The sequence below is a fragment of the Halorussus limi genome (genome assembly GCF_023238205.1).
Taxonomy (GTDB): domain Archaea; phylum Halobacteriota; class Halobacteria; order Halobacteriales; family Haladaptataceae; genus Halorussus; species Halorussus limi.
Window position 1 is genome coordinate 3162798 of the sequence record NZ_CP096659.1, and the last position, 12565, is coordinate 3175362.

16 protein-coding genes are annotated in these 12565 nt (G+C 67.1%); 7 read left to right on the top strand and 9 right to left on the bottom strand.

What is annotated here, in order from left to right:
* Positions 1 to 291: a 50S ribosomal protein L21e gene (locus M0R89_RS16110; RefSeq protein WP_248650099.1), complete on the bottom strand. Its 291-nt coding sequence runs from the start codon at positions 289 to 291 to the stop codon at positions 1 to 3.
* A gap of 119 nt (positions 292 to 410) precedes the next feature.
* Here M0R89_RS16110 and M0R89_RS16115 point away from each other — a divergent pair, with 119 nt between their 5' ends.
* The 4 genes from M0R89_RS16115 (at position 411) to M0R89_RS16130 (ending at position 3493) form a co-directional block, all read left to right on the top strand.
* The gene (locus M0R89_RS16115; RefSeq protein WP_248650100.1) at positions 411 to 1577 is read left to right on the top strand and encodes a cystathionine gamma-synthase; all 1167 of its coding nucleotides are present in this window, start codon (positions 411 to 413) and stop codon (positions 1575 to 1577) included.
* An 87-nt stretch (positions 1578 to 1664) separates the two neighbouring features.
* Positions 1665 to 2333 carry an MBL fold metallo-hydrolase gene (locus tag M0R89_RS16120; RefSeq protein ID WP_248650101.1) on the top strand — a complete coding sequence of 223 codons (669 nt, stop codon included), beginning with the start codon at positions 1665 to 1667 and terminating at the stop codon, positions 2331 to 2333.
* A 103-nt stretch (positions 2334 to 2436) separates the two neighbouring features.
* On the top strand, positions 2437 to 3066 hold the full coding sequence (locus tag M0R89_RS16125; RefSeq protein ID WP_248650102.1) for a VOC family protein: 630 nt from the start codon (positions 2437 to 2439) through the stop codon (positions 3064 to 3066).
* Positions 3067 to 3166: 100 nt separating this feature from the next.
* Positions 3167 to 3493: a hypothetical protein gene (locus tag M0R89_RS16130; protein WP_248650103.1), complete on the top strand. Its 327-nt coding sequence runs from the start codon at positions 3167 to 3169 to the stop codon at positions 3491 to 3493.
* 46 nt (positions 3494 to 3539) lie between these two features.
* On the opposite strand, the gene M0R89_RS16135 is transcribed toward M0R89_RS16130, so the two are convergent.
* Entirely contained in the window at positions 3540 to 3806 is a 267-nt protein-coding gene (locus M0R89_RS16135; RefSeq protein ID WP_248650104.1) for an elongation factor 1-beta, read from the bottom strand.
* Positions 3807 to 3808: 2 nt separating this feature from the next.
* On the bottom strand, positions 3809 to 3988 hold the full coding sequence (locus M0R89_RS16140) for an HVO_2753 family zinc finger protein (protein WP_128478397.1): 180 nt from the start codon (positions 3986 to 3988) through the stop codon (positions 3809 to 3811).
* Between the two features lie 192 nt (positions 3989 to 4180).
* Here M0R89_RS16140 and M0R89_RS16145 point away from each other — a divergent pair, with 192 nt between their 5' ends.
* A complete protein-coding gene (locus tag M0R89_RS16145) occupies positions 4181 to 5134 on the top strand; it encodes an FKBP-type peptidyl-prolyl cis-trans isomerase (RefSeq protein WP_248650105.1) in 954 nt (317 codons plus the stop codon).
* Positions 5135 to 5644: 510 nt separating this feature from the next.
* Here the strand turns inward: M0R89_RS16145 and M0R89_RS16150 are convergent.
* From M0R89_RS16150 to M0R89_RS16170, 5 genes are all read right to left on the bottom strand, one after another.
* Positions 5645 to 6391 (bottom strand): HFX_2341 family transcriptional regulator domain-containing protein, encoded by a 747-nt coding sequence (locus M0R89_RS16150; RefSeq protein WP_248650106.1) that lies wholly within the window; start codon positions 6389 to 6391, stop codon positions 5645 to 5647.
* A gap of 143 nt (positions 6392 to 6534) precedes the next feature.
* A complete protein-coding gene (locus M0R89_RS16155; protein WP_248650107.1) occupies positions 6535 to 7161 on the bottom strand; it encodes an RAD55 family ATPase in 627 nt (208 codons plus the stop codon).
* 27 nt (positions 7162 to 7188) lie between these two features.
* The gene (locus M0R89_RS16160; RefSeq protein ID WP_248650108.1) at positions 7189 to 7914 is read right to left on the bottom strand and encodes a MinD/ParA family ATP-binding protein; all 726 of its coding nucleotides are present in this window, start codon (positions 7912 to 7914) and stop codon (positions 7189 to 7191) included.
* A gap of 177 nt (positions 7915 to 8091) precedes the next feature.
* Positions 8092 to 8262 (bottom strand): HEWD family protein, encoded by a 171-nt coding sequence (locus M0R89_RS16165; RefSeq protein ID WP_248650109.1) that lies wholly within the window; start codon positions 8260 to 8262, stop codon positions 8092 to 8094.
* A gap of 75 nt (positions 8263 to 8337) precedes the next feature.
* The gene (locus M0R89_RS16170; protein WP_248650110.1) at positions 8338 to 10149 is read right to left on the bottom strand and encodes an ABC transporter substrate-binding protein; all 1812 of its coding nucleotides are present in this window, start codon (positions 10147 to 10149) and stop codon (positions 8338 to 8340) included.
* Between the two features lie 149 nt (positions 10150 to 10298).
* On the opposite strand from M0R89_RS16170, the gene M0R89_RS16175 reads away from it, so the two are divergent.
* Entirely contained in the window at positions 10299 to 10970 is a 672-nt protein-coding gene (locus M0R89_RS16175; protein ID WP_248650111.1) for a YbhB/YbcL family Raf kinase inhibitor-like protein, read from the top strand.
* A 40-nt stretch (positions 10971 to 11010) separates the two neighbouring features.
* On the opposite strand, the gene M0R89_RS16180 is transcribed toward M0R89_RS16175, so the two are convergent.
* Entirely contained in the window at positions 11011 to 11487 is a 477-nt protein-coding gene (locus M0R89_RS16180; RefSeq protein ID WP_248650112.1) for an FKBP-type peptidyl-prolyl cis-trans isomerase, read from the bottom strand.
* Positions 11488 to 11628: 141 nt separating this feature from the next.
* On the opposite strand from M0R89_RS16180, the gene M0R89_RS16185 reads away from it, so the two are divergent.
* A complete protein-coding gene (locus M0R89_RS16185; protein WP_248650113.1) occupies positions 11629 to 12534 on the top strand; it encodes a substrate-binding domain-containing protein in 906 nt (301 codons plus the stop codon).
* Positions 12535 to 12565 lie beyond the last annotated feature (31 nt).

Sequence of the window (12565 nt, forward strand, 5' to 3'; positions counted from 1 at the left end):
CTATTCCTGCGCTTTCAGGTGCGCCGGGGTGACGATGAGGGTCTTGTCCTTGCCGCGGTCGTTGACGCCGACCTTGTAGGCTTCGCCCTGCTTGCCTTCGATTTCGCCGGTCAGTCCGTCGAAGCGCGGGTGGAAGCGACCGTCCTCGACGCTCGGGTCGATTTTGAGGTGGACCTTCTGGCCCTCCTCGTACTGCTGGACGGCGCGCTGAGGCGGGGACGTACCGCGCTCTCGGGGGTCGTTCGAGAGTTTGTCACGAGTGCTGTGGTAGGGTCCGTTCGAACTCGGCATAGTCGTACCCACCTCTTGTTCTGTCTCCGTTATAAAAGGCACGTTCCGAGTCTCTCGGACCCCACGCGGGGCGCGTCGGAAGGACAAGAGTAACCTGCCGCCCGCCCCTCGCTACGCACATGACCGACGACGAGGAGTTCAGATTCGAGACGCGGTCGATTCACGCCGGACAGGAACCCGACGAGGAGACCGGGGCGCTCATGACCCCGATTCACGCCAACTCCACGTACGAACAGGACGCGCCGGGCGAACACCGGGGCTACGAGTACTCCCGGACGGGCAACCCCACCCGGACCGACTTGGAGGCCAACGTCGCCAGCCTCGAAGGCGGCGAGTACGGCCGCGCCTTCTCCAGCGGGATGGGAGCCATCAACACGGTCCTCAACCTGCTCGAATCCGGCGACCACGTCGTCGCCAGCGAGGACGTGTACGGCGGCACCCACCGCATCTTCACGCAGGTCTACGAGCAGTACGACCTCGAGTTCGACTTCGTCGACATGACCGACCTCGACGAGACAGCGGCCGCCGTGCGCGAGAACACGGAACTCGTGTGGGTCGAGACGCCGACCAACCCGTTGCTCAACGTCGTGGACATCGAAGGCACCGCGGACATCGCCCACGACCACGACGCGCTCTGCGCGGTGGACAACACGTTCGCCACGCCCTATCTCCAGCGACCGCTCTCGCTCGGCGCGGACATCGTCGCCCACTCGCTGACCAAGTACATGGGCGGCCACTCCGACGTGGTGGGCGGCGCACTCGTCACCGACGACGAGGAACTCGACGAGCGGTTCGGCTTCTACCAGAACAGCGTCGGCGCGACGCCCGGTCCCCACGAGTGTTTCCTCGTCCTCCGCGGGACGAAGACGCTCCCGGTCCGGATGGACCGCCACTGCGAGAACGCCCGCGCGCTCGCCGAGTGGCTGGAGGGCCACGACGACGTGGACCGCGTCTACTACCCCGGCCTCGATTCGCACCCGGACCACGACCTGGCCGCGTCGCAGATGGACGACTTCGGCGGGATGGTCAGTTTCGAGATGGACGCCTCGCTCGAAGAGACCGCCGACGTGGTGTCGAACACCGAGGTCTTCACCCTCGCCGAGAGCCTCGGCGGCGTCGAGAGCCTCATCGAGCAACCCGCGACGATGACCCACGCCGCGATTCCCGCCGAGGAGCGCGAGGCCGCGGGCCTCCGCGACGGCCTGATTCGGGCGAGCATCGGCATCGAGAACGTCGAGGACCTGAAGGCCGACCTCCAGCAGGCGTTCGAGCAGTCGCTGGAGTGAGACGCGTCGTAGAAGGCCGTTTTCGGTGTTGCCGACACACCCCGACTGTCCAGTAGAACTACCACGCGGGACTCCGTATCCGGGCGCATGACGGATAGCTCTGCGGTACACGCACTTCCGCTGTCGTTCGAGCGCGACGGGGGCGAGCTAGTCATCCACCCTGCCGCGGTCGAGACGCCGCGCGGCCTCGTCCTCGTGGACGTGGGGCTTCCCGGCGCAGTCGAGCAACTGTCGGTTCACCTCGACGACCTCGGGTACGGGTGGGACGACGTGTGGGCCGTCCTCGTCACGCACCACGACGGCGACCACGTCGGGTCACTCCCCGACTTTCTCGACCGGACCGACGCGGCGGTGTTCGCCGCGCGCGAGGAGACGCCCTACATCGACGGCCGGAGAGACCCGGTGAAGGGCGGCGACTCGGTCGGCGTCCCGGTGGACGTGGAAATCGAGGACGGCGTGACGTTCCGGACCGAGGCCGGACCGATGCGAGTCGTCGGGACGCCCGGCCACTCGCCGGGGCACGTCTCGCTGCTCCTCCCGGACGCCGACCTGCTCGTCGCGGGCGACGCGCTGACCGCTCCGGAGGGTGACCTCTCCGGACCGAACGAGGAGTTCACGCCGGAGATGGACGAGGCGACCGAGTCCGTCCGAACGCTCGCCGAGTACGACGTAGACCGGACCCTCTGCTACCACGGCGGACTCGTGGACGAGGGCACCGACTCCATCGCCCGTATCTGGGACGAACTCGCGGAGTGAGTGTCGGTTGCGGGTCGGGTGTCAACCGCAGGATGGGTTCCGGGCGGCGGGGTGACGCGAGTGTTACCTGAGACCTATTACGTCCCAGTAGCTACGAAAACGTATGTCGAATCAACGCCGTTCAGCGGACGACTTCGAGATAACTGCCGACCTCCCCGACAGTCCGATGCACACCACCGGAACCGACCACATCACGCTCATCGGGAGCAACACCGAGGACACCATCGAGTTCTACCGCGACATCCTCGGAATGCCGCTCGTCCTCCGGCAACCGAACCTCGACGACCCCTCCCAGACTCACCTCTTCTTCGACACGGGCGACGGTCGCATCGTCACGTTCTTCGTGAACGAGGACCGCGACTCGGACCCGCGGCCCCAGCGCACGGGCCTCGGCGCCGTCCACCACCTCTCCTTTAGCATCGACCCCGAGGAGTTCGTGGAGATTCGCGAGACGCTCAACGAGGAGTGGCGCGGGTGCAACGAGTTCGACCGCGGCATCTTCCACTCGCTGTACACGCAGGACCACAACGGACTGGTCATCGAACTCTCGACCGACAAGTGGGCGATTCCGGACGACCGACGGGGAGAAGTACTGGCGACTGCCCAGCGCATCCGCGAGGAGGACGGTGCCGACTTCGCCGAGGAACGCCACATCGAACAGGCGCTCGACGAACTCGGCATGGACGTCGAGAAGTACGACCTGCCGGACGCCGATACCGGGTCGGGCGTCTAAGGAGCGAGTTCGACCCGCCGTTCGTGCGCACCGAGTCGAGTTACGAGGCGGACATTTTAGCAACCGTTTTCAGGCTCCCCTCTCTCGGGAAGACTGACACGTGACCGAAGAGACAACCTCCGTCGTCCAGCACGTTCCGTTGCTCGGGTATCTCGTGGCGTTTGTCCTGTTGGGCCTCGCCCTCCTGGCGAGAAGTAACGCGTACGCGGTGCTCGCTCTCTTCGTCCTCGCCCTCGCGTTGGGCGCGAAGACTATCTACGTAGCCAGGAACCGACAACGGGCGCTCGATGCCGGACTCTACTTCCGGCGATACCGAGGGTCGGGCGAACCGCCCGAGACCGCGGCCGAGGTCCAGAAGGAGGTCTGGGTCGGAACGGTCGAAACGACGGCCTTCCTCGCGACTGCGGTCGTGATTGCAGTCGCGTAGCTGTTCGGTCGCGGGCGGCGGCGAAAAACGAATCGAGAAAACCGATTTATATCCGGCCGACGTTCTCGACTTCGACGCTCTCGACGCCGTCGACGTTCGAGAAGCCCTCTTCGACGGCTTCCGTCCCGCCCGTGTCGTCCGGCACGATGACGGTCGGCAGGAGCGCGACCAGTCCGAACGCGACCTCGTCGCGCTCGAAGCCGTTGATTTTGGCGCCCTCGGGGAGCGAGTCTTCGAGTCGCTCCTGGAGGTCGTCGAGGTCGATTTCGGGGCTCTGCGGCATGACCTTGATTTTAGCGGCTACCTTTCCCATTGTTACGGTCCCATGAACCCGCAGTCGGGGCACTCGTAGAGGTTGCTCTGCTTGCGACACTTGGCGCACCGGTAGATCTGCTGCCCGCAGTCGGGGCACTTGAACGACGCCGCGTTCGTCCCGGAGATGTTGATCCCGCAGGAGACGCATCGTCGCGCCTGCTTCTGTTTGGATTGACTCATACCTCCCTGTACCCGACCACGACTTTAAATCGTTTCGATAGGGCCGCCAGCCCCGCCACACCAGTGACTCACCGGTGGTTCGACCCTGTTCGTCGCGGACTCGTCGGCGAAATCGAGCGGTCGGCCGGCCGCCGCTGACCGCGCGCGCTCCGAAACGTGATTCTTAAGAGGCGAACGAGCGACGTTTCGGGTATGAGTGAAGAACAAGAGGCCGAAGTGGCCGACGACGAAGAACAGGCGGAAGTCGAAGACGAGGCCAATGAGGGACTTCAGCGGGGCGACTTCGTTCGCCTCGACTACACCGCGCGCACCGTAGAGGACGACGACATCGTGGACACGACCGACCCAGAGGTCGCCGAGGAGGAGGGTCTCGACCAGGAGGAGCGCGAGTTCGAACCGCGCACCATCGTCCTCGGTGAGGGTCACATCTTCGAGAGCGTCGAAGAGGACATCATCGGCAAGGACATCGGTCACTCGGGCAGCACGACCATCCCCGCCGAGGAGGCGTTCGGCGAGTACGACGCCGACGAGGTCCGAACGGTCAGCGCGAACAAGATTCCGGAGGACGACCGGTACCCCGGCGCGCACGTCGACGTCGACGGCCAGCACGGTCACGTCGAGACCATCATCGGCGGCCGCGCTCGCGTGGACTTCAACCACCCGCTCGCGGGCGAGGACATCGAGTACGACTACGAAATCGTCGGCGAGGTCGACGACCGCGTCGAGCAGGCCCAGGGCCTCATCTCGATGTACATCGACGCCGACCTCGACATGTGGATCGAGACCGACGAGGTCGAAGAGGAGACGGTCGTCGAACCCGACGAGGACGACGAGGACGCCGAACCCGAGACGGAGACCGAGACCGTCGAGAAGGAGACGCTCTACATCGAGAGCACGCCCCAGTTGGCGATGAACCAGCAGTGGATGTTCCAGAAGCAGCAGATCGCCCAGAACGTCATCGACCAGTTGGGTCTGGACCGCGTCATCGTTCAGGAGACCATCGACGGCGGCGGCATGGGACCGATGGGCGGCATGATGGGCGGCGGCATGGGCGGCGCCGACCTCGAAGAGGCCCTCGAAGACGCCGACGTGGACGAAGACGAAATCGTCGAAGAACTCGAAGAAGTCGAAGGCGACGAAGAGTAATCGCGACTCGTTCCTGCTTTCTTTTCCGCCGATAGCGTCGCGGCCGTCGAACGAGCGACGAGCGCCGGGAGGCCTCGAACGAATCGAGAGCCTTAGCGGCGAGCGGAGCGTTCCGGAGGCGAACGGAAAATTTCGGAGGTTAACGGAGGATTCTGGAGGCGAACAGCGGGGTCGGGGTGAACGGAGGGCCGACTGCGCCAGCGGGGACCGCGGGCGATACCGCGAAGGAAGGCTGGCTACGCGAGACCGCCGCGGGGGTCAGGGCGACCTGACTGGTCGGGAGGGCTGTCTGTCGGGGACCCGGGCGGTCCGAGGAGGTCGGGTGCGACCTCCACGTTTACCTGCACGGTCGGCCGTATTCAACTCTATCCGGATACAATCTATACTATCGAAGTAAAGGATAGTATCGATACAATCTATACTATCGACACTACTCATTCTACGGTCGTCGTGACCGAAACCGACGGACCGGCGAATTACCGCGGACCGTCCGATAGGAGAAGTAGCGCGTCAGAGGTCCCGAATCTTGTGGCGGAACGCGCGGAGGGCGTCGGCCCCGGTGTCGGTGAGGACGACCTGCTTGCGTCGGCCCACGTCCTCGATTTCGACGTAGCCGTCTTCGAGCAGCGGGTCGATGACGTTCGCGTTCAGGAGCGCGAACTTCGCCTTGTCGTTGGCGGGGTCGTTGTCGGCGACGAACGCGAGGCCCTGCTCCTCGGCGTACTCGATGATGTCCTTCTTCTTGACCGTGTACGCGTCGGTATTGGTCTCCGCGAGGAAGTCCATGACCGCGACTTGGTCGGTCGTGGGCGACTCGATGGGGTAGGACGGCAGCACTTCGTCGCCCGCGTAGCCGTAACTCCGTCGCTCCCGGCGGTCGGTCGCTGGGTAGTCCGTCGGATGGACGTAGTAGGCGGTCGCGTCGGTGGCCATGCAGGCGATGGCCGCGCCGACCGCCGAGAGCTTCGACCCGCTGGAGACGTTGACCCGGACGATGTCCTCGGCGTGGTCGGCGGTCAGCGTCGTCACCACGCCCAGCACGTCGTAGATGTCGAACACGTCCACGCTCCGGGAGCGAGTCTCGACGCCGAGGTCGTCCAGTTCCTCGCGCAGGTCGTCGTGGTAGTCCGGACCGCTTCCGGGGTCGTCGTGTTCGAGGAGGTAGAGAACGTCGACGTTGTGTTCGCGCACGGGGCCGACGATGCGGTCGTACTCGTAGCCGAGCGGGGCGATGTGAACCTCGTCTATCGTCTGCATGGCGGGGTATCTTCGATGGGTCGGCGCGAGACCTTAAGTTCTCACTCTCGGCGTCGCGCAAAGTGCGTTCGACGGAGTCGCCGGCCCGTTATCGCGAAATCGAACGTCGGCGCTCGTGGGAGAAAATCGGACGGCCGCTCCGGTCACGCGATGTCGCGACTCGTGTCGATGCGGACCGATTCGGCGAGTTCGAGTTTGATGGTCTCGGGGAGCGCGCGGCCGCCGCGGAACTTCGGCACCGCGAGCCGAGTTTCGACGGTGTCGCCCGAGTACTCGGTGTGGAGTTGGAACACCACGTCGGCGACGTGTTCGGTCACGTCGCGGGTGTCGGGCACCGCGCGGCCGTCGAGGCAGTGGAGGAAGGCGACGCCGTCGGTGTTGTGCAGGTGGTTCTGGAGGTCGTTGAGGAAGTTGCGATACCGGTCCTCGTCGCGCTTCTCCAGCAGGTCCACGGGGTCCACGATGAGGTTCGAGTCCTCGGGGAGTCGCCGAAAGAGGCGCTGGGAGTGGTCCAGCGGCGCGTCGCCGGGGACGCGGCGCACGTCGGGCGACCCCGTGTGGCCCGGCGCGCGTTCGAGCGCCTCGGTCACGGCCGCCTCGTCGCGGTCAGTCGAGAGGTACAGCGTCTGACGCGCGGCGGTGAACTCGTAGAGTAGCAACTCCGCCTGACTCGCGGGCGGTGCCGAGAGCGCGACCACGCTCCCCTTGGGAAGTCCCCCGTCGAGTTTCCTGTCTAACACGTCGATACCAGTCGAGAGACGCCGTGCCACGTATTTGCACGCATTGGAATCGTTGTTTCATAAGTATTTGGGCTGAAGAGCTGACACGAGTCGGTCGTGTGCGGCCCGAACCTCGTCGTCGTCCAGCGGTTCGACGCCCCGGCCGACGGAGGTTGTCCGGGAGTCGATTCCAGCGTCGGGGACGTCACCGAGGACCGGGCAGTCCAGCAGGCGGCCGACCCCCGACGGCGTCTCGTCGGCCCGCGAGACGACCGCGCCCGCGACCGGCGCGTCGAGTTCGCGCGCCATCGCGGCCGTCTTGGCGGCGTCGCGCAGGCAGTCGGGGTCGGTCGTGGTCACGATTACCGCGGCGTCGGCCGCCCGAAGCGGTGCGACGGCATCCGGTCCCGCGCCCGCGGGGCAGTCCACCAGCACGGCGTCCGCGACGCCTCGCACGCGCGCCAGCGAGGACTCGGTTCCGGCGGTTCTGCGGTCCGCGGCCCTGTCGGTTCCGCGGTCCACGGCCCCGGACCCGGCCGACGGCGGACCCGTTCCCGCGGGGAGCACGTCGACGCCCGCCGTCGGCGGGTCGGCGGGTCCGGCGACCAGTTCGGCGGGCCACCCCGCGGCCACCGCGTCGAGGCCGGGCGTGCGCGCGACCCCGGACATCGCGTGCAGGTCCGGCATCTCCCTGTCGGCGTCCACCGCGACGACGGTCCTGCGCTGGCGGCCGAGCGCGGCCGCGAGACCGAGCGTCGTGGTCGTCTTTCCGGCACCTCCCTTGCCTCCGGCGACGGCGAGCATGGACGGGGCTTGTCCCGGCCTCCGGTTTCAAGGTTCGGACGAAACGAGAACGAGCGCTCGCGTCCCGCGGCCGCCCGAGTCAGGGGTCGTCTCCCCGAAATCCGACTGTCCGACCGCGGCGGTAGTCGTGACTAGCGACGTTCGCCGACGCAGGCGGTTCGCCGCCCGTCGCGGACGCTACTTCCGAATCGAGCGGTACGCGCCGTTGATGTCCCACTCGTGGATGCAGTGGGGGTTCCCGGCGCGCGTTTCGCCGTCGATTCGCCACGTCGTCGCGTCGGGGTCCCACACGTCCCGACGACCGCACCGCTGACACTCCCGTTCGTTCGGCGGGTCCAGTTCGACCATCGGTCGGAGGGACGCGCGCCGGCCTGATAAATGAGACTCCTGCCGCGGGGTTTGCCGCGAGTCGGGGACCGTCCGTCAGTCGCGCCGACCGACCTTCACGTGGTTGTACTTGTGCTTCGAGAACCCGGCCGCGCCGGTCTTGGGCACGTCCACCCAGTCGTAGTAGAACCCCTCGCCGACGGGGTGGTAGACGGGCAGCGCGACAACGTCCTCCCAGTTTGCGGTCTCCATCTCGCGGAAGGCGTCGGTGCGCGCCTGTCGGTCAGTCTCACTCGCCGACGGGTGGTCGAGGACGCGTTCCCACGCCCGCTTCGCCCGGTCGGCCGCGGGCGTGCCGCCCCATCGGAAGAAGTAGTCGTCCGAGGACGGCGGGTAGAGAATCTTGAGGAAGCTGTCGGGCGAGGGATAGTCCATCGTCCACCCGTAGGAGAAGACGTCGAGTTCGCCGTTCCGACCGCGTTCGGCGATGGACGCGAACGGCGCCTGTTCGACGGTCATGTCGACGCCCACGCGGGCGAGTTTGTCCCGCAGGAGCGTCGCGGTCTCCTTCCACGCCGACGCCTCGTAGACCGTGAGTCGGACGCTCGCGGGGTCGTCGGGACCGTACCCGGCCTTCGACAGCACGTCGCTGGCGGCCTCGAACTGCGACTCGGCGAGTCCGTACGGGTAGTTCTCGGCGTGGTCGCGGTACGCCGAGTTGCCGCCGAGGTAGATTCCCGGCGGCGTGATGTGGGCCGCGCGCGACCCCCGGCCCGCGTGGACCTCCTCGATTTGGGTCTGCTGGTTCAGGACGTAGGCGATGGCCTGACGGACCGGTTTCTCCACCTGTTCGGTGTTGAATCCGAGGTAGTAGGTCCACGCCAGCGGCACCTGCCGGTACTGGACCGTCTTCCCGTTCTCGGGGAGCGGTCCGTAGGTGCCGACTTTCCGGCCCTGCTCGTCGGTGGTCTCGATGGAGACGAGACTCGGGTCGAACTTCCCGCTCGGCACCCAGAAGGCGTCGGCGTTCTCGTTGGTGGCGTAGGTGTACGCCGCCGCCGGGTCGCTGGTGACTCGCCAGTGAATCCCCGCGACGTACGGCCCGTCGCCCCGGTAGTCGTCGCGTGCCGAGACGGCGTACTCCACGTCCTTCTCCCACTTCTTCAGCGTGAACGGCCCCGCGCCGATGGGGTTCGAGGTGGCGAACTCGTCTTGGCTCATCTCGCCGTCGTAGCCCGGAACGTCGCCCACGACGCCCTCCGGGACGATGGAGAACGACGGGTACGCCAGCACGCCGAGCGCGGCGTGGAACGGTTCGCTGAGCCGAATCTCGACCGTCCGGTCGTCTAACGCCTCGACGCCGAGCGTGCCGGGGTCGTACTCCTCGGCGGTGCCGTCTTCAGTCTCGACCGTCCGGGTGTCGTGTTCGACGCCGAGAACGTCGAGGAGGGCGCTCGCCGACGTGGAGTTGTCGGACGCCGCGATGCGCTCGAACGAGTAGACCACGTCGGCGGCCCGGACCGGCCGGCCGTCCGAGAAGGTCGCCTCGGGGTCCAACTCGAAGGTGTGGACGGTCCCGTCGTCGGAGACACGGTGGTCGTCGGCCAGCAGCAACTCGGGGTCGGGGTCGCCCTTCGGGTAGTGGACCAGTCCGTCGAACAGTTGCGAGACGACGGTGGTCGATTCCGAGTCGTTGGCGGCCGCGGGGTCGAGCGTCCGGATGGAACTGCCGACCATCTGGAAGGTCCGCTCGGCCGACGAACCGTCGGCGCTCGGTGCGCTACCGCTACAACCGGCCAGACCGACGCCGACCGCGACGCTCCCGGCGGCGGTCAGGAACGCGCGGCGCGACCGACCGTCGGAGGGGCTATCGTGGAGGTGCGTGTCGGGGGACTGATTGGGTGTCATGGTTGAACGTGCCGCCGTCAAAGGCGGCTCTGTTCGACGGTTTTGACTTCCGAATAAAGATAGTGACTACTTCGGACGTCCGCGCCGGAGAATGACAGCCGTGGGACACTACCGCAAACTGCTTTGCGGACGACGACGAACCACCGGCCATGCGCAGACGCACGCTTCTGCGCTCGGCCGCAGTGGCCGCGACGATTGGGGGGACCGGAGCGATGGCAGCGAGCGGGAACCGCGACGGGCGAGAGACCACGACAGACGGACAGGAGACGACGACCGAGCGACGAGAGACGACCGCAGAGGGGGAGGAGACGACCGCCGGAGGCGGTGGCGAGTTCGCGCTCACGACCGACGCGTGGGAGAACGGCGAGACGATTCCGACCCGGTACACCTGCGAGGGCGAGAACGTCTCGCCGCCGTTCTCCGTCTCGAACTCGCCGGAGGGGACCGAGGCGTTCGCGCTGGTGATGGACGACCCGGACGCGCCGAACCCGCCGTTCGTCCACTGGCTAGTCTGGAACGTTCCGGCCGACGCGCGAGAACTCCCGGAGAACCTTCCGCCCGGCGAGACGCTCGGGGACCTCGGCGGCGCGGTGCAGGGCGCGAACGGCACCGGAGAATTGGGCTACATCGGGCCCTGTCCGCCCGTGGGTGACCCGCAACACACCTACCTGTTCAGCCTCTACGCGCTCGAAGCGCCGCTCGACCTCGCACCCGGCGCGGAGTACCAGCAGGTCGTCGACGCCGTGATGGGGAACGCCATCGCGCGTTCGCGGTACGTCGGACAGTACGCCCGGAGCGCCGAGACCACGACGACCTCCTGAGCGGTCGGTCGTCGCCGCTTTCTTCCGGCGGAGCCGACGGTCAGTTGTCGCGCCGGTCTAACAGCGTCACGTCGAACTCGACGGGGAGGCCGGCGAGTTCGTGGTTGAAGTCCACCGTGACAGTCCCGTCGCCCACCCCGGTTATCCACCCGGTCTCGCCGGACTCCGACCGGACGAGTTCGCCCGCTCGCGTGCTCACGTCGCTTCTGGCTTCGAGGTCGGCGCGCGGCAACTCAACCACCTTCGAGTCGTCGCGTTCCCCGAACGCGCGTTCTGGTTCGACCTCGACGGTCCGTTCCTCGCCGACCGCCATTCCCCGGACCGCGTCGTCCAACCCCGCCACGACTTCCCCCGCGCCGACCCGGAACTCCAGCGGTTCGTAGTCGCGGTGACCGCGGTAGATGCCCGACTCCGTCGCCACCGCCGCGTCCGTCGTGTCGAACGTCTCGCCCGCCTCCTCGCCTCCTGCGATTCGCCCCGTGAAGTGTACGACCGCGATGGGTTCCCCGGATGTCATACCTCCCACTCGACGTTCCTCCTCTTGAATCCGCGGGAGCGTTCAGCGAGTTGCGACCGTCCCCGAGCGGCGAATTCTGGCGTTCGGGTAACCGGAATAGGTTACGCAACTGTTTTTTCGTAGTGGGTAATCGTTACCCTCGTGTCGAATCGACGCGAGGTCCTCCGTCGCGGCGCAGGCCTGCTCGCGTTCGGGAGCGTGACGAGTATGGGCGCACGCGTGGCGCTGTCGGACGCGGATAGCGGTGACGCGGACAGCGGTGACGTAGGCGACGCGAGCGGTGCAGGTGACGCTCGCTCCGACGAGTCGAACGCTCCCGCCCGGAGCGCGAACGTGCTGGTGGCCGGAAGCCTGCAGCGAATCGCCGGCGAGGTCGGCGACGCGACCGTCGAGGCCCACGGGAGCGTGGCCTGTCGCCGCCTGCTAGAGGACGGTGTTCGGGACCCGGACGCGGTGGCGCTGGCCGACCCCGGCCTGTTGGCGGGACTGACCGAGCGCGCGACCTGCTTCGCCACGAACGCGCTGGTCGTGGCCGTCCGCGAGGAAATCGCCGCGAAGTACGACGACTGGCGCGCGCTCGTCGGCGATTCCGGGGTCTCGCTCGGCCGGACCGACCCCGAGCGCGACCCGTTGGGCTACCGGACCGCGATGGCGCTCGAACTCGCCGAGGGCGTCGACGCCGAGGCGGTCCTCAATAGGAGCGCGGTCTTCCCCGAGACCGGCCTGCTCCGGACGCTCGAAGCGGGCGGCATCGACGCCGCGTTCGCCTACCGGAACATGGCGGTCGAACACGACTTGCCGTCGTTCGACCTCCCGGACCGCATCGACTTCTCGGACCCCGCCCTGGCCGACGAGTACGCGAGCGCGACCGTCCAACTGGCCGATAGAACCGTCGTAGGGTCGCCGATTCGGTACGCCGCGAGCGCCCGGACAGCGCGCGGCCGCGAGTGGGTCCGCGAACTCGGTTCCGCGAGCGAGGCCCTGAGAGACGCCGGATTCGGCGTTCCGGGCGACTACCCGAGGACGCGCGAGATACCCGACGGGTGACCGGAGCGAACCGGAATTTACTTCCTCTGCG